General features: G+C 29.8%; 25 protein-coding genes. 1 reads left to right on the top strand and 24 read right to left on the bottom strand.

Annotated elements, in window-relative coordinates:
- Window positions 1–47 precede the first annotated feature (47 nt).
- From ispG to LLF98_RS04100, 14 genes are all read right to left on the bottom strand, one after another.
- On the bottom strand, window positions 48–1097 hold the full coding sequence (gene ispG / locus LLF98_RS04165; protein WP_291701148.1) for a flavodoxin-dependent (E)-4-hydroxy-3-methylbut-2-enyl-diphosphate synthase: 1050 nt from the start codon (window positions 1095–1097) through the stop codon (window positions 48–50).
- A 249-nt stretch (window positions 1098–1346) separates the two neighbouring features.
- On the bottom strand, window positions 1347–2357 hold the full coding sequence (locus LLF98_RS04160) for a M50 family metallopeptidase (protein WP_291701146.1): 1011 nt from the start codon (window positions 2355–2357) through the stop codon (window positions 1347–1349).
- A 17-nt stretch (window positions 2358–2374) separates the two neighbouring features.
- Window positions 2375–3538 (bottom strand): 1-deoxy-D-xylulose-5-phosphate reductoisomerase, encoded by a 1164-nt coding sequence (gene dxr / locus LLF98_RS04155; RefSeq protein ID WP_291701144.1) that lies wholly within the window; start codon window positions 3536–3538, stop codon window positions 2375–2377.
- Window positions 3539–3575: 37 nt separating this feature from the next.
- Window positions 3576–4550, bottom strand: coding sequence for an AI-2E family transporter (locus LLF98_RS04150; protein WP_291701142.1), 975 nt, complete (start codon window positions 4548–4550; stop codon window positions 3576–3578).
- Window positions 4551–4688: 138 nt separating this feature from the next.
- Window positions 4689–5483 (bottom strand): phosphatidate cytidylyltransferase, encoded by a 795-nt coding sequence (locus tag LLF98_RS04145; protein WP_291701140.1) that lies wholly within the window; start codon window positions 5481–5483, stop codon window positions 4689–4691.
- 15 nt (window positions 5484–5498) lie between these two features.
- The gene (locus tag LLF98_RS04140) at window positions 5499–6257 is read right to left on the bottom strand and encodes an isoprenyl transferase (RefSeq protein ID WP_291701138.1); all 759 of its coding nucleotides are present in this window, start codon (window positions 6255–6257) and stop codon (window positions 5499–5501) included.
- Between the two features lie 187 nt (window positions 6258–6444).
- On the bottom strand, window positions 6445–7002 hold the full coding sequence (gene frr, locus LLF98_RS04135; protein WP_291701135.1) for a ribosome recycling factor: 558 nt from the start codon (window positions 7000–7002) through the stop codon (window positions 6445–6447).
- A 10-nt stretch (window positions 7003–7012) separates the two neighbouring features.
- On the bottom strand, window positions 7013–7726 hold the full coding sequence (gene pyrH, locus LLF98_RS04130; protein WP_291701133.1) for a UMP kinase: 714 nt from the start codon (window positions 7724–7726) through the stop codon (window positions 7013–7015).
- A 96-nt stretch (window positions 7727–7822) separates the two neighbouring features.
- On the bottom strand, window positions 7823–8740 hold the full coding sequence (tsf, locus tag LLF98_RS04125) for a translation elongation factor Ts (RefSeq protein ID WP_291701130.1): 918 nt from the start codon (window positions 8738–8740) through the stop codon (window positions 7823–7825).
- Between the two features lie 86 nt (window positions 8741–8826).
- Window positions 8827–9528, bottom strand: coding sequence for a 30S ribosomal protein S2 (gene rpsB / locus LLF98_RS04120; RefSeq protein ID WP_291701128.1), 702 nt, complete (start codon window positions 9526–9528; stop codon window positions 8827–8829).
- A 205-nt stretch (window positions 9529–9733) separates the two neighbouring features.
- Window positions 9734–10510 (bottom strand): GTP-sensing pleiotropic transcriptional regulator CodY, encoded by a 777-nt coding sequence (gene codY / locus LLF98_RS04115; protein ID WP_291701125.1) that lies wholly within the window; start codon window positions 10508–10510, stop codon window positions 9734–9736.
- 238 nt (window positions 10511–10748) lie between these two features.
- Window positions 10749–12842 carry a type I DNA topoisomerase gene (gene topA, locus LLF98_RS04110; RefSeq protein ID WP_291701123.1) on the bottom strand — a complete coding sequence of 698 codons (2094 nt, stop codon included), beginning with the start codon at window positions 12840–12842 and terminating at the stop codon, window positions 10749–10751.
- A 46-nt stretch (window positions 12843–12888) separates the two neighbouring features.
- The gene (gene dprA, locus LLF98_RS04105; RefSeq protein ID WP_291701121.1) at window positions 12889–13944 is read right to left on the bottom strand and encodes a DNA-processing protein DprA; all 1056 of its coding nucleotides are present in this window, start codon (window positions 13942–13944) and stop codon (window positions 12889–12891) included.
- 16 nt (window positions 13945–13960) lie between these two features.
- Entirely contained in the window at window positions 13961–15481 is a 1521-nt protein-coding gene (locus LLF98_RS04100) for a YifB family Mg chelatase-like AAA ATPase (RefSeq protein ID WP_291701119.1), read from the bottom strand.
- Window positions 15482–15621: 140 nt separating this feature from the next.
- Here LLF98_RS04100 and LLF98_RS04095 point away from each other — a divergent pair, with 140 nt between their 5' ends.
- On the top strand, window positions 15622–15990 hold the full coding sequence (locus LLF98_RS04095) for a YraN family protein (RefSeq protein WP_291701117.1): 369 nt from the start codon (window positions 15622–15624) through the stop codon (window positions 15988–15990).
- Window positions 15991–16177: 187 nt separating this feature from the next.
- On the opposite strand, the gene LLF98_RS04090 is transcribed toward LLF98_RS04095, so the two are convergent.
- The 10 genes from LLF98_RS04090 to ftsY all read right to left on the bottom strand — a co-directional run bounded on the left by LLF98_RS04090 (window position 16178) and on the right by ftsY (window position 23061).
- A complete protein-coding gene (locus LLF98_RS04090; RefSeq protein WP_291701115.1) occupies window positions 16178–16987 on the bottom strand; it encodes a ribonuclease HII in 810 nt (269 codons plus the stop codon).
- Entirely contained in the window at window positions 16987–17874 is an 888-nt protein-coding gene (ylqF, locus tag LLF98_RS04085) for a ribosome biogenesis GTPase YlqF (protein ID WP_291701112.1), read from the bottom strand. The genes LLF98_RS04090 and ylqF overlap by 1 nt, the downstream gene beginning before the upstream one ends.
- 63 nt (window positions 17875–17937) lie before the next feature.
- On the bottom strand, window positions 17938–18288 hold the full coding sequence (gene rplS, locus LLF98_RS04080) for a 50S ribosomal protein L19 (protein ID WP_291701110.1): 351 nt from the start codon (window positions 18286–18288) through the stop codon (window positions 17938–17940).
- 127 nt (window positions 18289–18415) lie between these two features.
- Window positions 18416–19135: a tRNA (guanosine(37)-N1)-methyltransferase TrmD gene (gene trmD / locus LLF98_RS04075; RefSeq protein ID WP_291701108.1), complete on the bottom strand. Its 720-nt coding sequence runs from the start codon at window positions 19133–19135 to the stop codon at window positions 18416–18418.
- Entirely contained in the window at window positions 19125–19622 is a 498-nt protein-coding gene (gene rimM, locus LLF98_RS04070) for a ribosome maturation factor RimM (RefSeq protein ID WP_291701106.1), read from the bottom strand. The genes trmD and rimM overlap by 11 nt, the downstream gene beginning before the upstream one ends.
- A 129-nt stretch (window positions 19623–19751) precedes the next feature.
- Window positions 19752–19979, bottom strand: coding sequence for a KH domain-containing protein (locus tag LLF98_RS04065; protein ID WP_291701104.1), 228 nt, complete (start codon window positions 19977–19979; stop codon window positions 19752–19754).
- A gap of 48 nt (window positions 19980–20027) precedes the next feature.
- Complete coding sequence (gene rpsP, locus LLF98_RS04060) at window positions 20028–20273, bottom strand: 30S ribosomal protein S16 (protein ID WP_291701102.1); 246 nt, start codon at window positions 20271–20273, stop codon at window positions 20028–20030.
- Between the two features lie 77 nt (window positions 20274–20350).
- Window positions 20351–21706, bottom strand: a complete 1356-nt coding sequence (gene ffh, locus LLF98_RS04055) for a signal recognition particle protein (protein WP_291701100.1) — start codon at window positions 21704–21706, stop codon at window positions 20351–20353.
- A gap of 13 nt (window positions 21707–21719) precedes the next feature.
- A complete protein-coding gene (locus LLF98_RS04050; protein ID WP_291701098.1) occupies window positions 21720–22049 on the bottom strand; it encodes a putative DNA-binding protein in 330 nt (109 codons plus the stop codon).
- A gap of 103 nt (window positions 22050–22152) precedes the next feature.
- Entirely contained in the window at window positions 22153–23061 is a 909-nt protein-coding gene (ftsY, locus tag LLF98_RS04045; protein ID WP_291701097.1) for a signal recognition particle-docking protein FtsY, read from the bottom strand.
- Window positions 23062–23072: the final 11 nt, after the last annotated feature.

Genomic DNA, 23072 nt, shown 5'->3' with positions numbered 1-23072 from the left:
ATATTTAAGTGAAAGTCCAAAAGTGAGAATAGAAAAATTATAATTAATTATAATTTTTCTATTTCTTCCATAAGAGCATCAACTAATTCTTCTTCTTTTACCTTCTTTATAACTTTGCCTTTTTTAAAAATAATTCCTTCACCTATGCCGCCAGCAATTCCAATGTCAGATTCTCTGGCTTCTCCTGGCCCATTTACCACGCATCCCATGACTGCAACCTTAATATCTTTTTTATAATTTTCCAATCTCTTTTCAACTTCTTCTGCAATCTTTATTAAATTTATTTGAGTTCTTCCACAAGTAGGACAAGATACGAAATCAACACCTTTTTTCTTTAATCCTAAGGCTTTTAAAATTTCAATTCCAACTTTTATTTCTTCTATAGGCTCAGTAGTTAAAGATACTCTTACAGTATCTCCTATCCCCTCTGCAAGAAGGGTTCCAATTCCTATACTTGATTTAATTGTTCCTCTTTGAATAGTTCCAGCTTCCGTTACTCCTAAATGAAGAGGATAGTCACATTTTTCTGCTATTAATCTATAGCAATCTATCATCATAGATACATTAGAAGACTTTATAGATATAACAATATCATGAAAATCTAAATCCTCTAAAATCTTAACATGTCTTAATGCACTTTTAACCAAGCCTTCTGCTGTTGGCATTCCATACTTCTCTAAAATATCTTTTTCTAAAGATCCAGAATTAACCCCAATTCTTATAGGTATTTGTTTTTCCACGCAAGCTTCTTTAAGAATTTTAATTCTATCTATGCTTCCTATATTTCCTGGATTTATTCTAAGAGCTGAAACCCCATTTTCAATTGCTTTTAAAGCTAACTTATAATCAAAATGTATATCTGCAACTACTGGAATAGGTGATTTCTTTGTTATTTCCTTTAAACCTTCCGCATCATCCATATCTAATACTGCACATCTTATAATATCGCATCCTACATCATATAATTTTTCTATTTGATTTAAGGTATCTTCTACATTTTTAGTACGAGTTGTAGTCATTGATTGTATCGTAATAGGAGCATCTCCCCCAACATATATGTTTCCAACTTTAACTTTTCTTGATTTTCTTCTTTCCATATGTATCTCTCCCCTAACTCTTCCTAAAAATATTGTATCTTTTTATTTATGTAAGTAGCTTACCCATATAAATAACATTATCCCATAGCTTAGTTCCACTAATACACCACCTCTTTAGACTGGTGCTAAGTGGAATTAAACTCCTGAACTAAGTGCCTCTTTATGGTATAAGTTCAACTAGGATTAATATAGGGAACAAACCCACCTGAATCAAGTTTCACTTTATATGAGTAAGCCTTATTTCATTCTCTAAAATTTTACTGGGAATAATATATCTTTTATAGTTACCAATATCATTAGTCCTATAAGTGCTGCAAAACCCACATAATTTAATACTCCAACTATCTTATCTGGAACTTTTCTTCTAGTTATTAATTCAATTAATAATATTACACACCAACCACCATCTAATGCTGGAAATGGTAATAAATTAAATACAGCCAAATTAACACTTAAAAAACCAACGAAATTGGCTAGATTCCAAATTCCTGCCTTAGCTGTTTCTGCTGAAATCTTCACTATTGTAAGTGGTCCTCCAACATCGGTCTTAAGATTAGCCTGACCTGTAAATATCATTTTAAGTCCTTTAAAAGTTTGAGACACTAATGATACTGTTTGATTTAAACTTTGCTTAACGCTAGTTCCAACCCCTGGATTCTCTACATTTTCGAAAACAACGCCTATTTTAAATTGACCTTCTTCATTAGTTCTTGGTGTAATAGCTATTTCCTTCTTCTCACCATTTCTATCTATTAAAAACTTTATTTGTTCTCCCTTTGATAGATATATATCAGTTAAAATATCATCATTTGAAAAAACTTTGGAATTACCTGTTTTTAAAATTTTATCACCTTTTAACAATCCTGCTTCATATGCAGGTGTTGCATTTTGTATTTCACTAATTATTGTTGTTCTATATCCAAAATTATGTATTATACATGTAAATATAACTATTGCTAATACATAATTCATAAATACGCCTGCAATTATTATGCTTATTCTTCTTAAAGGAGATTTAGCTGAAAAACTTCTTTCATCTTCAACATTCTCTTCTTCTCCCATCATTTTTACATATCCACCTATAGGAAAAATTCCCAAGGAGTACTTTGTTTCTTTTCCTTGTTTTGAGAAAATTTTTGGACCCATTCCAATGGAGAATTCTTCAACTCTTACACCATTTAGTTTTGCCAAGGTAAAATGACCCAGTTCATGAACGATTATTAAAATTCCAAAAGCTAATATAGCCATAATTATATACATATTTTAAAATTACCTCCTTAAAGTACTGCTTTCGATGTGACATATTCTTTAACTCTTTTATCCAAGTCAATAATGTTTTCTAATGTTAGTTCTTTTTTAACTTCATTCTTAAATACTTCCATGGACTTTTCTATTATATCTGAAATTTGCAGAAATTTTATTTTCTTATTTAAAAATAATTCTACTGCTACTTCATTAGCTCCATTTAAAATAGTTGGCATAAGCCCACCTATTTTCCCAGCTTTAATTGATAAGTTTAAAGCCTTAAACGTATCTAAGTCTGGTTTTTCAAAAGTTAATTTTGATATTTCATAAAAATCTATACTCTTTGCAATAAGCTTTTCTCTTTTTTCATAATTAAGAGCATATTGTATTGGTAATCTCATATCTTGTGCACCAAGTTGTGCTATTATACTTCCATCAGTATATTCTACCATAGAATGTACAATACTTTGTGGATGTACTATAACTTGTATATTATCATAATCACAATTAAAAAGCCAATGTGCTTCTATTACTTCAAGCCCTTTATTCATAAGAGTTGCAGAGTCAACAGAAATTTTTCTTCCCATATTCCATTTAGGATGTTTTAGTGCATCTTCAACTTTTATTTCTTGCAATCCTTCTATTGTTTTACCTCTAAAAGGACCTCCTGATGCAGTTAAAATTACTTTTCTTAAGGTATTTATATCATTTCCTCTTAAAGCCTGAAAAATAGCACTATGTTCTGAATCTACAGGAAGTATCTTTACATTATTTTCTTTAGCAGCTTTCATTACAATTTCCCCTGCAACAACCAAAGTTTCTTTATTGGCAAGGGCAATATCCTTTTTAGCTTCTATAGCTTTCATGGTAGGCTCTAGACCTATCATACCAACTACAGATGTCACTACTATGTCAATTTCATCTAAAGATGCTATTTTGTTAAGTCCTTCTATGCCCACTAAAACTTCAATTGATTTATTGTGTTCTCCGCAATAATTCTTTATTTCGGAAGCGCTCCTCAAGTCCATCATAGCTACATAAAAGGGGTTAAATTCTTCAATTATTTCAATAACCTTTTCTACAGAAGTATTGGCAGTTATTCCAATTAATTTTAATTCTCCATTTGATTTTCTAATCACATCTAGGGTTTGAGTTCCTATAGAACCAGTAGCCCCTAGTATAGAAATTTTTCTCATTCTTTTTCCTCCTAAAAGCAGATCCTGCTTAGCACCATCATATATCATCCGTGCTATAAATTATTTCTTTTGCTACAATACTATACATCGGTCCAACTAATATTCCTAAGATGCCAAAGACCTCAACTCCAATATATATAGATAATAATATAACAAGAGGATGAATATCTAATTTGTCACCTAAAAATTTAGCCTCTAATATTTCCCTAACAACTTGCACTAATATATATAAGCATATAAGTCCAAATGCACAAAGAAAATTCTTTATTACAATATTGTATATTATAATCGGAATAAATACAATTATAGTTCCAACGTATGGCAAAATATCTAAAATTCCACATATAACTCCAAGTGTAAAGAAATTGGGAATCTTAAGTATGGCAAATCCAATTATAATTTCTAGCATTGTCATTAGTACTAGTATCCCTTCTATTACAATCATTTGAATAAAATTTTCCTTTTGATTTGTAAATTTTAGCATTATTTCTTTAGGAAATAACATTGAAATTAATTCTAGCATTTTTTTATTATCTATTAATATAAAAAAAGTACATATATTACCTATAAAATAAGCTAGAATACTTTCTCCGGTACTTACTGCTCCTCTTCTTATATTTTGGTCATTAATTATAGAAACTACACTTTTCCCAATCTTAAAATCTTTCAAATCTATATTTAGAGCAATAGAAATATCTTGAATAAGCTTAGTTATCACATCTAAATTTGTTAAATATAGCTTTTTAACAACATCAATAATTTCACTCCCTAAATATATCCCTATAAGAAGTATAATAATATTAACAATTATTATACTTAAAGCACCTGAAATTTTATTTGGTATTTTAGCTTTAATCATGATTTTATATATAGGTGTGCAAATTATAACCATTATAATTATAGACAAAAAGGGTTCAAAATAATATTTTATCAGAAACGTCCCTATTACTACTAATATGAGAGATAACAAAAGTGAGAAAAGTTTTTTATATGTTTTAAAGATATTCTTCACCTCACTAACTTGAATGAGAGTATAACGCTCCAACTAAAAAGTTTTACTTTATAGTATATGCTTATTATGTTTACTTAAAAACTTCAAGTTTTAATTTACATAAAAAAAATCGCAAATTTATAAATTTGCGACTATATACTAAATTTTTATTATAAAAGTTAAGTAATAAAAAACAACCGTTGCTGAAAATATTATACTATCAAATCTATCTAATATTCCCCCATGTCCTGGAATTAAATTACCATAGTCTTTAATTGCTACATATCTCTTTATTGAAGAAGCAACTAAATCTCCTAATTGACCAAATATTCCGCACAAAGCACCCATTATAAAATAATTATATATTGGCATAATGTTTGTATACCTTTGTATTGTGATTCCAAAAATCCCCGTAAAAATTGTTGCACCTACAAGGCCACCTATTGAACCTTCTATGGTTTTTTTAGGAGATACTTTAGGTGAAAGTTTATGTTTTCCAAAAAATTTACCACTATAAAAAGCTGCTGTATCTGAAAGCCATGAACCAATAAATATAATCCAAATTAAAAATCCACCACATGATTTTGCATTAACTAAATATACAAAACTAAATAAAATTCCACAATATATAAATCCTAATAATGTTAATGAAACATCAATAAAAGTATATTCCAAATTTATAACTGGTAGTATTAATAATATAAACGAGGCTACAACAAGAACATACATCATGTGTTCAAAATTATTATTCAAAAGATAATATATTACCAAAAGAATAAAGCCAGCACTTTTTATTGGTTTAAAATTTTTCTCTTTTAACGCATTATAAAATTCCCAAAGTGCGAGTATAGATAATGCAAATATAAAGCCTTTTAGATAAATCCCTCCAAGGAATACAAATATTATAAACGGAGCAATCATCGCAGCACCTAAATACCTATTATTAGACTTCAAAATCTAACCACTCCTCTATTTAACTTTTCCAAAGCGCCTATCTCTATTTTGATAATCCGCTATGGCTCTTTTTAGATCTATTTCTTTAAAATCTGGCCAATTTATATCAGAATACCAAAATTCAGAGTAAGCACATTGCCATAACAAGAAATTACTAAGCCTTTGTTCTCCAGATGGCCTGATAATTAAATCTGGATCTGGTATACCTTTAGTATACAAGTATTTTTCTACCAATTCTTCACTAATTTCTTCTTCTTTTATTTTATTACTTTTTATATCTGAACTAATAAGCTTAATAGCTCTAACTATTTCATCTCTTCCACCATAGTTTAAAGCAAAGTTTAAGTTTATTTTTGTATTATTCTTAGTAGTTTCTATGGCTTCTTTCAAAGCTTTTTGACATTCTTCAGGTAATTTTGTAATATCTCCTAAAACATTCATTTTAACGCCATTTTTATGACATTCTTTTAACTCTTTCTTTAAATAAGTAACCAAAAGCTTCATTAATGTTCCAACTTCATCTTTTGGTCTTGACCAATTTTCAGTTGAAAAAGCATATAAAGTTAAATTCTTTACTCCAAGTCTTGTAGCTTCTTTTAAAATTATTCTGATAGTTTCAACGCCTGCCTTATGTCCCATGCTTCTAGGCAAATTTTGTTCTTTAGCCCATCGTCCATTCCCATCCATTATTATAGCTATATGATTTGGTATGTTATTCATATCCAATTCAAAATTTTCTTTATATTTCTTTTTTGATTTAAATATATTTAGCATGTTTTCCTCCCTATATATAAAAGAAATTCAGTTAACGTGTGCTCGCTGAGTAAGCATTCACACAATTTTTTTCATATGAGGCTAACACCATTTGGTTATTAGCTAAGTTCGAGTATCCAAATGTAAGATTGGGACTTTTACTTATCTACCCAAGGAAAAAACCTGCTTTCTTAGCAGGTTTTGAGTTTTAAACTGATAAGACTTCTTTTTCTTTTGTAGCAATTATAGTATCTATTTGCTTTACAACTGCATCAGTCTTTTTTTGAACCTCATCTTCAGCTTTTTTTATTTGATCTTCAGAGAAATCAGAATCCTTTTTTAGATCTTTAATCTTATCATTAGCAGTTTTTCTAATTGATCTTATAGCTACCTTAGCGTCTTCTCCTGTTTTCTTTACTTTCTTAACAAGAACTTTTCTAGTTTCTTCTGTTAATTCTGGTACTACTAATCTAATAATTGAACCATCACTTGAAGGATTTAAACCTAAGTCTGATTTTAAGATAGCTTTTTCTATATCCTTTAATAGAGGTTTTTCCCATGGTGTTATCATAAGTACTCTTGGTTCCGGAGCTGAAACATTTGCCACTTGGCTAAGTGGACACATACTTCCATAATAATCAACTTGAATTCTATCGAGCATTGTTGGGTTTGCTCTACCTGCCTTCATTGTTGATAGATCTGACTCTAATACAGATATTGTTTTTTTCATTTTTTCTTCTGCATTTTTAATGATTTCCTTAATCATGATTATCCTCCTATTTCTTCTTTACTAATGTACCTATACTTTCTCCATACATTGCTCTTTTAATATTTCCTGGCTCATCTAATCCAAATACAAGAATTGGAATTTCATTATCCATACATAATGAAGTTGCCGTAGAATCCATAACTTGTAATCCTTGTTCTAATACTTCTATATATGACAGTGTATCATATTTTTTAGCATCTGCATATTTATGAGGATCTTTATCATAAACCCCATCAACTTTTTTAGCTAAAAGAATTACATCTGCTTCAATTTCAGCAGCTCTTAGAGCAGCAGTAGTATCTGTTGAAAAATATGGATTTCCTGTACCAGCCGCAAAAATAACAACTCTACCCTTTTCTAGGTGTCTCATTGCTCTTCTTCTTATGAATGGTTCTGCAATTTCCTTCATTTCTATAGCAGTTTGCACTCTTGTTTTAACACCTACTTGCTCTAAAGAATCTTGAAGTGCTAATGCATTTATACAAGTTGCCATCATGCCCATGTAATCTGCAGTAGTTCTGTCCATGCCTTCTCCACTTCTTCCTCTCCAAATGTTTCCGCCACCAACTACAGTTCCTACTTCAACTCCCATATCAACTAATTCTTTAATTTCAAGAGCTATTCTTTTTGCTACATTAAAATCAAGTCCAAATCCGCTAGCTCCAGCTAATGCTTCTCCTGAAAGTTTTAAAATTACTCTCTTGTATTTACACTCTGCCATTTACAATTACCTCCTGAATATTTTAGAGATTATATTATCTATATTTACTTTATTCTTTAAAAAAAGAGAACACAAAGTGTTCTCTTTAGACTTCAACTATTTACCAATTTGTCTTGCAACTTCTTCAGCAAAGTCTACCTTTTCAACTTCGATTCCTTCTCCTCTTTCGTATCTTACGAATCTAGTTACTGTAATTGGAGAACCAACCTCTTTAGATTTCTCTTCTAAGAACTTAGTAATTGACTTATCGCCATCTTTAACCCATGGTTGTTCTAAAAGACAAACTTCTTTAAAGTACTTTTGAATTCTTCCCATAACCATTTTTTCAACGATATTTTCTGGTTTTCCTTCATTTAAAGCTTGAACTCTGTAGATTTCTTTTTCTTTTTCCATAGATGTTGTATCAACAGAATCTTTGTTTAAGAATAATGGGTTTGCAGCAGCAATTTGCATACAAACTTCTTTAGCAACTTCATCTACAACTTCTGAATCTTTGTCACAAGCAACTTCTACTAAAACTCCAATTCTTCCGCCACCATGAATATAACTCTTAACTATTCCATTTTCAATAGAGAATTTAGTGAATCTTCTTACTGACATGTTTTCACCAAGTTTTGCTATTAAAGCTTTTAAACTTTCTGAAACAACAGTTTCTCCTTCAATCTTTTCATTAAGAATTTCTTCTACTGTTGTAACTGAAGTTTCAACTACTATTTTAGCTAACTTATCAGCAAAAGCAACAAATTCTTCATTTAAAGCAACGAAATCTGTTTCACAGTTAAATTCAAGAACTGCTCCAGTCTTCTTATCATCTGCAATATATGTCTTAACTATACCTTCTGCAGCAACTCTACCTGATTTTTTAGATGCATCCGCAAGTCCTTTTTCTCTTAAAAATTCAACAGCTTTTTCAATATTTCCATCTGTTTCAACTAAAGCCCTTTTACAATCCATCATTTTAGAACCAGTCATTTCTCTTAGTTCTTTAACTAATTGTGCACTTATATTTGCCATAATCTAAATTCCTCCTAAATATAAAGTAATCCTTATAACCAATAAAAGGGCAGGTAAGTTGAACTTACTTACCCTTTTTATTTAAATTATTCAGCTAATTGTTCGCCTTGTCTTCCTTCCATAATAGCATCAGCCATTTTAGCAGTTATTAATTTAACAGCTCTAATAGCATCGTCATTACCTGGAATTACATAATCAACTTCTTCTGGATCACAGTTAGTATCTACAATTGCAACTACTGGTATTCCTAAAATCTTAGCTTCTAAAATAGCATTCTTTTCTTTTCTTGGATCAACGATAAACATTGCTCCAACATTTTCAACGTCTAAGTTTCTAATACCACCAAGATTAGTTGTAAGTTTTTCCATTTGTCCTTTAAGTTTTATAACTTCTTTCTTAGGAAGAACATCAAAAGTTCCATCTTCTTGCATTTTTTCGATTTGTTCTAATTTTCTTATTCTACCTTTGATAGTTGAAAAGTTTGTTAACATTCCACCTAACCATCTGTTATTTACGAAATGCATGTTACTTCTTATAGCTTCGTCTTGAATTGCTTCTTGAGCTTGCTTCTTAGTTCCAACAAAAAGTATATCTTTTCCTTCTTCAGAAACTTGCTTAATAAAGTTATAAGCTTCTTCAGCTTTCTTAACTGTTTTTTGAAGATCTATAATATAGATTCCGTTTCTTTCTGTGAAGATATAAGGAGCCATCTTAGGGTTCCATCTTCTTGTTTGGTGACCGAAATGTACACCTGCTTCTAATAATTGTTTCATTGATATTACTGACATTTTGTTACCTCCTTGGTTTTTACCGCCACTATCTTTAGCTTATAAATTCCCCTTAACTTAAGGGCACCTAATCTACAAATTGGATAGTGTGTGTATTTCTTATCTTAAGTAGTATATCATAAGGTATTTACCGTATCAACAAAAATTTTTCAATTTAGACATAAAAAATAGCTATAGTATAATTTCTTACCTATAGCCATTTAATTTATTTAATCTTTTTTAATTCTTCTGTTAATTTTTCATTTAATATTCTAATGTAAGTTCCCTTCATACCAAGAGACCTAGATTCAATAACTCCAGCACTTTCAAATTTCCTCAATGCATTTACTATAACGCTTCTAGTTATTCCTACTTTATCTGCTATCTTTGAAGCTACCAATAATCCTTCGCTTCCATTTAGCTCTTCAAATATATGTTCAACAGCTTCTAATTCAGAATAGGAAAGAGTTCCTATAGCCAATTGGACAACTGCTTTTTTTCTTGTTTCTTCTGCAATTTCATCTTGCATAGCTCTAAGCATTTCCATACCTACAATAGTTGCACTATATTCTACTAATACCAAATCTTCATCTACGAAGACGTTACCAAATCTGGCTAATATTAATGTTCCTATTCTTTCTCTGCTTCCTATAATTGGAGCTATTGTTGATAGTTTATCTACCTTTTTGCACTTTCCAATTTCTTGAAATACACATCTACCTTCATTTGGAAGATTTGCCAAGGTCTCATTAACTTGCAAAAGTGACTTATTATAATCCTCCGGAAATTTTTTATCTTCTATCACCTTTTTTTTCATAGCTTCACATTCAAAATCTTTACCAAAAGTATATCCAAGTACTTTTCCTTTTTTACTTATTATATATGCATTGCAATCAAGAACTTCACTTAATAATGTACATATATCTTGAAATGCTACAGGTTCTGTACCAGTTTTCTGCAGAATTTTATTTAACATCCTAGTTTTACTTAATAATGATGACATATTCTTATCCTCCTTGGCAACTGCATAACAATTTTATTTAAGCATTTGAAAAATAACTATTAAAATATGCCTTAAATAAAAACAATAAAATTGTTAGAAAATTCTTAATTTATTGAATTTTTTTACAAGTTGCTATTAAGACTAGTTTATCATATAAAACTCTGCTTTTCAACACTCTTTTTATAGCATTCGACAAAATAACATTTCTTATTTATTAAATTATTAGTAATATTTATTTCTATTCGTCTTCTCCTGTATCTTTTTTCAACTCTTTTTTATAATTACATTCACGGCTTGAACACTGTATATACTTTCCTTTTGTTTTTGAATATTTCAATACCATATAAGAATTACAATCAGGGCATTTTTCTTTCACTGGCTCATACCAGCTTACAAACTTACATTCTGGATACCCCATACACCCAAAGAACTTCTTTCCTTTTTTGCTTTTCTTAGCTACAATAGTTTTTCCACACTCTGGACATGGTACGTCCAATTCTTCAACTATAGGTTTAGCATTTTTACATTCTGGATATCCCGGGCATGCTAAAAATTCACCAAACCTACCCCTTTTAATAACCATCATTTGCCCGCATTTTTCACATTTTACATCACTAACTTTATCTTCAATTACAACTTTTGATATTTCTTTTTCAGCTTTCTCAATTGCAATTTTTAATGGTTCAAAAAATTCTCCAACTATTTTAGTCCAATTTTCATTTCCTTCTTCTACATTATCAAGTTTCTTTTCCATATCTGCTGTAAAATCCGCATCTACTATTTGTTTAAAATAATCACTTACAATGTTATTTACTATATCCCCAAGCTCTGTTGGTACTAAGTTTTTCTTCTCACGAATAACATAAGTTCTTCCAAGCAAAGTTGAAATAGTTGGTACATAAGTACTAGGTCTACCTATACCCTTTTCTTCTAATAATTTAACAAAAGATGCTTCAGTATATCGAGGTAGCGGTTGAGTAAAGTGTTGAGTCCCTTTAAGTGAATCTGTTTTAAGTCCTTCATTTTCCTCTAGTTCTGGTAATAGTACTGAATTTTCATCGTCCTCATTAGAATATTCATATATTTTCATAAAACCATCAAAAGAAATCACCGAACCAGATGCTTTAAATTTATAATCTCCATTTAATATATCTATTGAATTTGTATTTAATTCACATGATGCCATTTGACTTGCTAAAAACCTGTTCCATATTAATGAATATAATTTAAATTGTTCTGCATTCAAGTTTTCCTTTGCAATTTGTGGTGTAATTTCTACATAAGTAGGTCTTATTGCTTCATGGGCATCTTGAATATTCTTTTTGCCTTTATATATTCTTGGAGAACTTGGCACATATTTTTCTCCATAAGTATTTTCAATAAATTCTTTAGTTTTTCCTTGTGCTTCTTCTGAAATTCTTACGGAATCAGTTCTCATATATGTTATTAATCCTACTGTTCCATAGCCTTTTATTTCTACCCCTTCGTAAAGACCTTGTGCTATAGACATAGTTCTTTTAGTCATAAAATTTAATTTTTTATTTGCATCTTGTTGAAGTGTACTTGTTGTAAAAGGTGGAAGAGGATTTCTACTTTTCTTCCCCTTCTTTATATTTTTTACAACAAAATTTCCAACTTCAATTTCTTTTATAATTTTATTAGCTGTTTCTTCATTGTCAATTTCAATCTTTTTACCTTTATATGTTGAAAGTCTCACTGGAAACTTCTTTTTTTCTTTTTTTAATGTACAGTCTATAGACCAGTATTCTTTAGGTATAAAATCGTTTATTTCCTTTTCTCTATCGCATATTAATTTTAAAGCTGCCGACTGTACTCTTCCTGCACTAAGCCCCCATTTTACATTTCTCCATAAAATTGGACTTATTTCATAACCAACAAGTCTATCTAATATTCTTCTTGCTTGTTGTGCATCTACTAAATCTAAGTCAATCTTTCTAGCTTCTTTTATAGACGCCTTAACAGCAGTTTTTGTAACTTCATTAAATACAATTCTACATGTTTCATCTTCTGAAATTTTTAGAATGTTAGCTAAATGCCATGAAATAGCTTCCCCTTCTCTATCAGGGTCAGTAGCTAGATAAACTTTATCTGCTTTTTTAGCAGCTTTTCTTAATTTATCTATTAGTTCTCCCTTTCCTCTAATAGTTATATATTTAGGAGTATAGTTATTGTCTATATCAACACCCAATCTACTCTTAGGCAAATCTCTTACATGCCCCATTGATGCTTCTACAATATAATTTTTGCCCAGATATTTGCCGATTGTTTTTGCTTTGGCCGGCGACTCAACAATTACAAGTTTTTGACCCATAGTACAACTTCATAAAATTTATGAAGTATTCACCCCCCTATACATTTTAAATTGTTCTCACATAGTAATTTCCAGGCAAACAAATAATTTCACTTTTTATCTGCATCTCAAATAATAGTGCATATAAAGCCCCTCTATCAACAGATGTATTTTTAAAAATATCATCTATATGAACTGGTGAATCTGTTATTAACTCTAGTATTTCGCTTTTTTCTGGTGTAAATTTCATAGGTTTAATGTTAACATGTTCTAAACTAAGTAGAACCCTTAAATCTTCTACACCTGTACAAATGCTAGCCCCATCCCTAAGTAATTTATTAGAGCCACTTGCTCCACTATACAATATTGAACCAGGTACAGCAATAACGGTTTTATGTTGTTGTTGCGCAAGTCTAGCTGTTATTAATGATCCACTTTTTTCTGATGCTTCTATTACTATTACACTTTCACTAAGCCCACTTATTATTCTATTTCTCCTAGGAAAATTTTCTCCTATTGGTGGTGTACCAAGTAAAAATTCAGAAATTACTACGCCGCTTTCTGCTATTTTTGAAAACAAATCTTTGTTTTCATATGGATAAGTTATGTCTATTCCACATCCTAATACTGATATGTTATGTCCATCATTTTCCAAAGCAGTTTTATGTGCAATAGAATCTATTCCTCTTGCACCTCCGCTTATAAGCGTTATATTATTAGTAATAAGCTCCTTTGTCAAGAGTTTTGTTACAGTTAATCCATAATTTGAGCATTTTCTAGCCCCTACAACTCCTATCGATTTCTTGTTTATAATATCTATATTTCCCCTATAGAACAGAAAATATGGTGAATCTAAAATCCCACTCAATTTCTCTCTATATAAAGGATTAGCGTATGTAATATACCCTATTCCTTTTTTAGACAATGTTTCTTTGATATTTAATACTTCATAGTTTAAATCTTCTTTTTGAAAATTTTTTAATTTTTTATAGATTATTTTATTTTCTTTTAATATATCTTCAAAATTATTATATACATTTTCCGCAGTTTTATATATATCTATTAACTTTCTTTTTCGATAGTTTGATAAATTAACAAGTATTAACCATAAATCATAATCCATTTATCTGTATCCCCTTTTATATAATTTCTCCATTAATATTTTTTCTATAACTAAAAGCTTCTAAAACGTGCCCTTCTAAAATGTCCTTTTTATTTTCTATATCTGCTATTGTTCTTGATAATTTTATTACTTTCCCATATCCTCTTAAAGATACACTAGATGTATTATAATAATGCTTTAGAATTTCTGTACATTTTTTATTAACTCTACATATTTCAAAAATATCTTTTCCTTTTATATCAGAATTATATTTATATGTTGTATTTTTAAATCTTTGCATTTGAATTTCCCTAGCTCTAAAAACATTTTCCCTCATTATCTTTGAATCATATGAATCCTTTTCATTCTTTATTTCATCATAATTCAATCTAGGTACATAATTTACAATATCAATTCTATCTAATAAAGCACTTGAGAATTTTTTAGAGTATTTCTTAATTCTAGTATTAAAATAGTACTTATCATCATTACCATCTTTATCTTCATTATTTTCAACAGGATTAAATGCTCCAATTAATAGAAAATCTGCTGGCATCTGATAGCTTCCACTAATTCTATTTAAATTTACACATTTCTCTTCAAGTGGCTCTCTTAAAGATTCTAAAACATCTTTTTTAAATTCTAAAATTTCATCTAAAAATAATATTCCGTTATGTGCAAGTGTTATTTCTCCTGGCTTTATTTCCTTTCCTCCACCAATTAAAGCAGCCCTTGTAGTTGTATGATGTGGAGCTCTAAAGGGCCTGTTAATGTGTGAAGTCTTTTTTATAAGACCACATGCACTATAAATTTTTGCAATTTCTATTAATTCTTCTTGAGATAAAGAAGGTAAAATTGATATTAAAGCTTTTGCAAGCATTGTTTTACCACATCCTGGTTCTCCATAGAGAATAATATTATGATTTCCAGCTGCAGCTATTTCTAGTGCTCTTTTAGATGAATACTGACCTATAATACTACCATAATCTAGTGAATCATGACTTTCTTTACTTTTAATTTCGTTATCTGTTTCATAAGGAAGTACGTCTTCATATGTAATATACGAAATTACTTCTTTTAAAGTTTTCAAGGGATAATACTCTCCACCTTCAAAATAGTAACTTTCTTCTAAATTTTCATGAGGAAAAATAAACTTATTAATCTTTTCCTTAGCACCTTCAATTATTATAGGTATAGTTCCTTTTACGCCTTTAAGTTCACCAAATAATGATAACTCTCCAAATACTATGCAATCATTCATACTTTTTCTGCATATTTGATTAGACTCCATAAGAATTCCAAGTGCAATAGGCAAATCTAAAAGAGAACCTATTTTCCTTACATCTGCTGGAGCCAAATTAATAGTAATTCTGCCAAGCGGAAACTCAAAACCACAATTTGTAATTGCTGCTCTAACTCTCTCTTTAGCTTCTTTTACTGAGGTATCAGGGAGTCCAACTATATTGAATACTGGCAACCCCTTAGATATATCTACCTCAACATTTATTAAAAAACCTTCTAAGCCATTGTGCGTTGCACTAATTATTTTTACTGCCATATAAATCACCCATTAAGGATTATAGACACGCATTTAAATATTAATCCTAAAAAATAAATTTGTTTAACTTAATTTTAATTTGTTAATAATCTTAAATACATGAAATTAAACTAATACTAATCTAAAGATGGAGTGATTTAGTGAAAAAATTAAATAAAGAGATAGGTAATTATTGTGAGAATTTAGCTAAAGAATATTTACAGAAAAATAAATATCATATATTAGATTGTAATTTCAGAAATTTCTTAGGTGAGATAGATATTATATGTATTCAAGATAAGTTATTAATAATTGTTGAAGTTAAAGGTAGATATAATTATGACTATGGTTTACCTAAAGAATCAATCAATTTTTCAAAACAGAAGTCAATAATAAAAGTTACTAACTCTTATATTTATTATAAAAAATTAGTTGATCTTAATGTAAGATTTGATGTTATAGAAGTTTACTTAAATCCCCAAACTACACTTTTAAAGATAAATCATATAAAAGATGCTTTTAGACTATAAGTAGAGAACCCAAAAGTGAGATAAGTGAGCATCTATGATTTAGTGTGAATTACGTGCTTAGCGGCGTATTTGAGTCAAGTTTCCTTTAAAAGATAAAGACTCTATAAGAATACTACTTATTGCAATGTTCTTATAGAGTTTTACTTAAACTCGACTTACATTTGTTCATTTACTAAAATTACAGCAACTATAATAATTTTGTTAAAAAGCTATTTCTATGTATATCACATTTTCCATACATTTTTAAAGCTTCTATATGTTTTGAAGTACCATATCCGACATTATTTTCAAAATCATAGTTCGGATATTTTTCAGCATATTCTTTCATAAGATTATCTCTATATACCTTTGCAACAATTGATGCTGCAGCAATACATGCACTTTTGGTATCTCCCTTTATAATCGACTTATTTTCTATGTCAATATTCTTAACTAAATATCCGTCAGATAGTATTAAGTCTGGCTTTATACTGAGTGAATTACAACTTTCTAAAAACACTTTATTATTAGAAAAAGCTATACCTTTTTCATCTATTTCCTCATTTGAAGACATTGCTATGTGATAACTCAGTGCCTTTTCTTTTATAATTTCTGAAAGTTCTTCTCGGTTAGATTTTTTTACTTTTTTAGAATCATTTAAGTATAGAATTAAATCTTTATCAAAAACATTTAAATCCAACATGACGCAGCAGGCAACAATTGGACCTGCAAGAGGCCCTCTCCCTACTTCATCTACGCCTGCCACATATCTATAATTTCCAAAAGATTTATCAAAATCATACATTGATTTAACTCTTTGGACTTCATTTAAATATAAATATAATTCTCTTTGAGTTTTATTTTTAAGAGACAATACGTTCTTTCTCTTGTCATCTTTTAACCAATCTATAATTTTTGTACTATCACCATTTTTATATAAATCGACTATTGAAATTTTATTTATTTCTTCTTTAATTTCTGCAAATGACAAAGATTTTATATCTTTATTGATTATCATTAGTTTTTTTCTTCTCCTGATTGATTATTATCAATTTCATCTTCTTTTGGGAATTCTAGAGAAATATTCCCCATTTTCCCACCTCTAAACTCATCAAGTAAAATAACAGCTATTCTATTATAGTCAATTTGCCCTCCTGAAATTAGAGTTCCTCTCTTTTTCCCTATAGCATCTAAAGTATCTACTGGATTTTCAAAAACTTCAGCTAACTTATATCTTTCTTTTAATTTAGACGCATAACTCTTTTGTAGTCTCTCTACAAGCTTTAAGGCTAATTCTTCTATATCCATTATTTCATCCTTTATAGCTCCTGTAAAAGCTAAATTTAAAGCTGTTTCATCATCTTCAAATCTAGGCCATAATACTCCTGGAGTATCTAGAAGTTCAATTCCTATACCTGTTTTTATCCATTGTTTGCTCTTAGTAACACCTGGTCTGTCACCTGTTTTAGCTATATTATTTCTTGCCATTTTATTTATAAAGGTTGATTTCCCTACATTTGGTATTCCAACAACCATAACTCTTGTTGTTATATTAACCATACCTCTTAATTTTAATCTATCATGCTTTTCTTTTAAAAGAGTAAGTAACATAGGTTTTATATTTTTGAGTCCATCACCTTTTAAACAGTTTACTTCTAATACTCTAACATCTTCTTTAGTTAAATATTTAATCCATTCTTTAGTCACAGCCCCATCAGTTAAATCACTTTTATTCAAAAGTATAATTCTAGGTTTTCCTTCTAACAATTTTTCAATATCTGGATTAGCTGAGCTTCTTGGAATTCTAGCATCTCTTATTTCAATAACAGCATCAACTAATGTTAAGTTTTCTTTAATTTCTCTTTGAGTTTTTTTCATATGTCCTGGGAACCAATTAATTGCCATATAGATTCCTCCTTAAATTTATTTGGAAGTATAAAAAAAGGACTGAAACAGCCCCTTTTAATACTATCTAGTTAATAATTCTTTAACTTTAGCAGCTTTACCAACTCTATCTCTTAAATAGTAAAGTTTAGCTCTTCTTACTTTACCTTTTCTTGAGATTTCGATCTTCTCAATGATTGGTGTATTCATTGGGAATGTTCTTTCAACTCCAGTTCCTAAAGCAACTCTTCTTACAGTGAAAGTTTCTCTTAATCCACCATTTTGTTTCTTAATTACAGTACCTTCGAACATTTGTATTCTTTCTCTTGTACCTTCTTTAACCTTAACATAAACTTTTACGTTGTCTCCAACTCTAAAGTTTGGTAGGTCAGTTCTGATTTGTTCAGCTTCAATAGCTCTTATTATTTCGTTCATTGTGCATTCCCTCCTTAAAGATAATTTGACGTTCTTAACATAATATATACTGACAGAGGAACGCCCGTACTAGCACAAATTCAATAATATCACATATTTTTTTATTTTTCAACAAAAATTATATATTTTATTTATCATTATTATTCTTTAAAATCTTAATATCTTCTTTAGTCAAAGTAATGTTTTCATATAAATCAGGTCTATTTTTTCTGGTTATCTTAAGAGACTTAAGTCGTCTCCATTTTCTTATATTTTCATGATGACCAGATAATAATACTTCTGGCACCTTATCGCCTTCAAAATCTTCTGGTCTAGTATATTGAGGATATTCTAATAACCCATTATAAAAAGACTCTTCCATGAAGCTTTCTTCTTTTCCAAGAACACCTGGAATAAGTCTTAAAATGCAATCTATAACTGGAATTGCAGCCATTTCTCCTCCAGTTAAAACAAAATCACCAAGTGAAATTTCCATATCTATATGTTTATAAACTCTCTCATCTATTCCTTCATAATGCCCACATAGAAATATGAGATTCTCTTCTTTAGAAAGTTCTTTTGCAAGTTCTTGATTAAAAGTCTTTCCTCTAGGCCCTAGAAATATTACCTTACCCTTATTATTTTCCTTTGCATTCCTAATAGTATCCACTATCGGTTGAGGTGCCATAACCATACCTGGTCCACCACCATAAGGATAATCATCAACTTTTTTATGTTTATTTAAAGTATAATCTCGTATATTTAATAAATTCAAATTAACTAAATTATTTTCTCTCGCTCTGCCTATAATACTATGGTCAAAAATAGAAAACATTTCAGGAAATAGTGTCAATATACTAATCCTCATCTTGCCATTCACCTACTGGTTTAATAAGGATTTTTTTTAGGTTTATATCAACACTAAGTACTATATCTCTAAGAACTGGTATCAATAATTCTTTAGGTTCTTGAATCCAATATACATCATTATTAGGAGTGCTTATTACATCAAAAATTCTTCCAAGTTCTTTTTCATTAGTATCGTATACTGTACATTCTTTTAAATCTGAAACATAATAAGTATCTGCTGGAAGTTCAGGTTCATTGTCACGTGGTACTTCAATATATTTGTCTTTATACGTTTCAGCATCATTCATAGAGTCTATTCCTTCTATTTTTAATATAACCCTGTCCTTTTGAAATTTGACTCCTAAGATATTTTTTTCTACTCCACCTACTAAAACAGTTTTTAGACGTTTAAACTTATTAACATCTTCTGTTAAAGGATAAACTTTAACCTCACCTTTAATTCCGTGAGTATTTATTATCTGACCAATTTTAAATAATTTATCCAATCTTTTCACCTCTATTTTATATATTTAATTTTTAATGTATTAAAAGAATTAACGTATAATGTCTAAAATATACATTAATTTAATTTTCAGATACCTAAAAAGAGTTAGGTTAACCCTAACTCTTAATTTTTAGATGATTTCTACTATAACTCGTTTATTCTGTTTAACTGCTACAGCTTTTATAACTGTTCTTATAGCCTTTGCAATTCTTCCTTGCTTACCTATAATCTTCCCTATATCTTCTGGTGCCACTGTTAATTTTAGTATTATGGATTGCTCCTCATTTACTTCATTAACAGTAACTGCAGTTGGATTATCAACAAGGGATTTAGCCATAAATTCAACTAATTCCTTCATAAACGTCCACAATTAGTATGTACTAATTACGGAATTCACCTCCAAAAATTACTTAGTAAGACCTGCATTAGTGAAAAGTCTTTTAACTACGTCTGTTGGTTGTGCTCCACTAGATAACCATTTATTAGCTTTTTCTTCGTTTACTTTAACTTCAACTGGTTCAGTTAAAGGATTGTAGTATCCAATTTCTTCGATGAATTTACCATCTCTTGGTGATCTTGAATCTGCAACAACTATTCTATAGAAAGGAGCTTTCTTAGCACCCATTCTTCTTAATCTAATTTTTACTGCCATTTTTAATTTCACCTCCTTCAAAGGTAATTATATATTTTAGGTATCACATAAAATGCTTAACCAAATATGTCTTTTTTCTAGAATGGTAGCTTACCAAATAAGCCGCCGCCCTTCTTTGATTGCTTTGTGAATGACTTCATTTGCTTCATTTGCTTTTTCATCATTTCATAGCCTTTCATGAGCTTATTAACTTCTTGGACACTTGTACCAGATCCCTTAGCTATTCTGTTTTTTCTTGATGCAGATTTCACTATAAGATTTGGATTTTTTCTTTCTTTAGCTGTCATAGATTGAATGACTGCCTTACTTTTATCAAGTGCTTCTGTTCCTTTATCAAAGTCAACTCCTTGAAGCTCCTTTGAATTCATGCCAGGTATCATTTCTAAAATTTTATTTAAAGGTCCAAGCTTCTTCATTTGTTCCATTGCCATTAGATAATCATCAAAGTTAAATTCTTGATTTAACATTCTTTTACCTAAATCTGCAGCTTCCTTTTCATCAATAGCTTCTTGAGCCTTTTCAATAAGTGATAATACATCACCCATTCCAAGTATTCTTGATGCCATTCTATCAGGATGGAACACTTCAAGATCATTCATCTTTTCACCAATACCAGCATATTTAATTGGTTTATCAACTATGCTTTTGATTGAAAGTGCAGCTCCACCTCTAGTATCACCATCTAACTTTGTTAAAATAACTCCGCTTAAATCTAAATCATTATTAAAGCTTTCTGCTACATTAACAGCATCTTGACCAGTCATTGAATCAACAACTAATAATATTTCTGATGGTTTTACATTTTCTTTTATATTTTTTAATTCCTGCATTAATTCTTCATCAATGTGAAGTCTACCTGCAGTATCAATAATAACTACATTATTTCCATTGTCTTTTGCATGAGCTATTCCATTCTTTGCAATTTCAACTGGATTAACTTTATCACCCATTGAGAATACTGGAATTTCAATTTGCTTTCCTACAATCTCTAATTGTTTTATAGCTGCTGGTCTATAAATATCACATGCTACTAGTAATGGTTTCTTATTATCTTTTCTAAGGTTTAATGCAAGCTTACCACACATAGTAGTTTTACCTGCTCCTTGTAGTCCAACTAACATTATAACTGTAAGACCTGAACTACTGTAGTTAAGTTTACTCTCACTTCCACCCATAAGATTAGTAAGTTCTTCATTAACTATTTTTATTACATGTTGTCCTGGTGTTAAACTTTGTAGTACTTCATCTCCAACGCACTTAGCACTGACTGATGCAATAAATTGTTTAACAACTTTATAGTTAACATCTGCTTCTAACAAGGCAAGCTTTACTTCTCTCATGGCTTCTTTTATGTCTTTTTCAGATAACTTTCCTTTACCTTTTAATTTCCTGAAAGTTTCCTGTAGTTTTTCACCTAATCCTTCGAAAGCCATGTTTACATCCTCCTTATAAATTTTCTAGCTTTTCTTTATATTTTATAATATCCTCATTATCTATGGAATAATTATTTTTTAAATGTTCTAAAAAATTTATAATTTCTTTTTCGCGTTTTATGCTCTTTTGAAGTAAGTTAAGCTTACGTTCATAGGAGAGAAGCTGTTTATAACATCTTTTGATTAAATCATGAATAGCTTGTCGACTTGTTTTATTAAGTTCTGCTATTTCAGATAAAGATAAATCATCATTATAATACCACTGCATAATTTCACTTTGCTTATCAGTTAGTAATGGACCATAAAAATCCATAAGCAACGAAATCTCAACTCTATCTTCCATTTAATCACCTTACCTACAAAAAAGATTTTAACAGGATTATTTATATGTGTCAAGTACTTTTACTTAACACATGCAGAAAATTCATATTTCACAGTTTATAATACTATATCAATGCTTCTGCAAACTCTTCTGCATCAAATTTTTGAAGATCATCAACACCTTCTCCAACACCTATATATCTAACTGGAATATTCAAACTTTGTTTTATCGATAAAACTACTCCACCTTTTGCAGTCCCATCTAATTTAGTTAATATTATTCCATCAATAGGACAAGCCTCCATAAATTGCTTAGCTTGAATTACAGCATTTTGTCCTGTGGTTGCATCTAAAACAAGTAATGTTTCTTTTTTATACCCACCTAATTCTTTATCTATTATTCTATTTATCTTTTCAAGTTCATTCATTAAATTCTTTTTATTATGAAGTCTTCCTGCTGTGTCACATATTAATAAATCAACATTTCTAGCTTTAGCTGCCTGTATTGCATCAAAAACTACTGCAGCTGGGTCTGAACCTTCTTGATGTTTTATTATATCAACTTGAGCTCGACTGCTCCAAACTTCAAGTTGATCTATAGCTGCTGCTCTAAATGTATCTGCTGCAGCTAATAATACCTTTTTGCCTTCTTCTTTATTTTTAGCAGCAAGTTTACCAATAGACGTAGTTTTACCTACACCATTAACCCCAATTACAAGCATTACTTTTTTGCCTTCTTCATCATCTTCATAAGAACCTTCAAGTAACATATTTTTTATAACTTCCTTTAACGCAGGATTAACTTCTTTAGGATCATTTATTTTTTCTTTACGTATCTTGTTTCTTAATCTTTCTATAATATCTACTGTAGTTTCCATGCCTACATCTGATATAATTAATATTTCTTCTAATTCTTCATATAAATCTTCATCTATAGTTATTGCTAAATTTAAAACTTCATTTATTTTATCAGTTAATCCATCCCTAGTCTTTGTTAATCCCTCTTTTAGTTTATTAAATAAATTTCCAAACAAATTCATTTCCT

Source organism: Clostridium sp., assembly GCF_021372645.1.
Lineage (GTDB): Bacteria > Bacillota > Clostridia > Clostridiales > Clostridiaceae > Clostridium.
The sequence above is the reverse complement of the archived record's forward strand: the minus strand, read 5'-3'. Positions and strand labels throughout refer to the sequence as shown.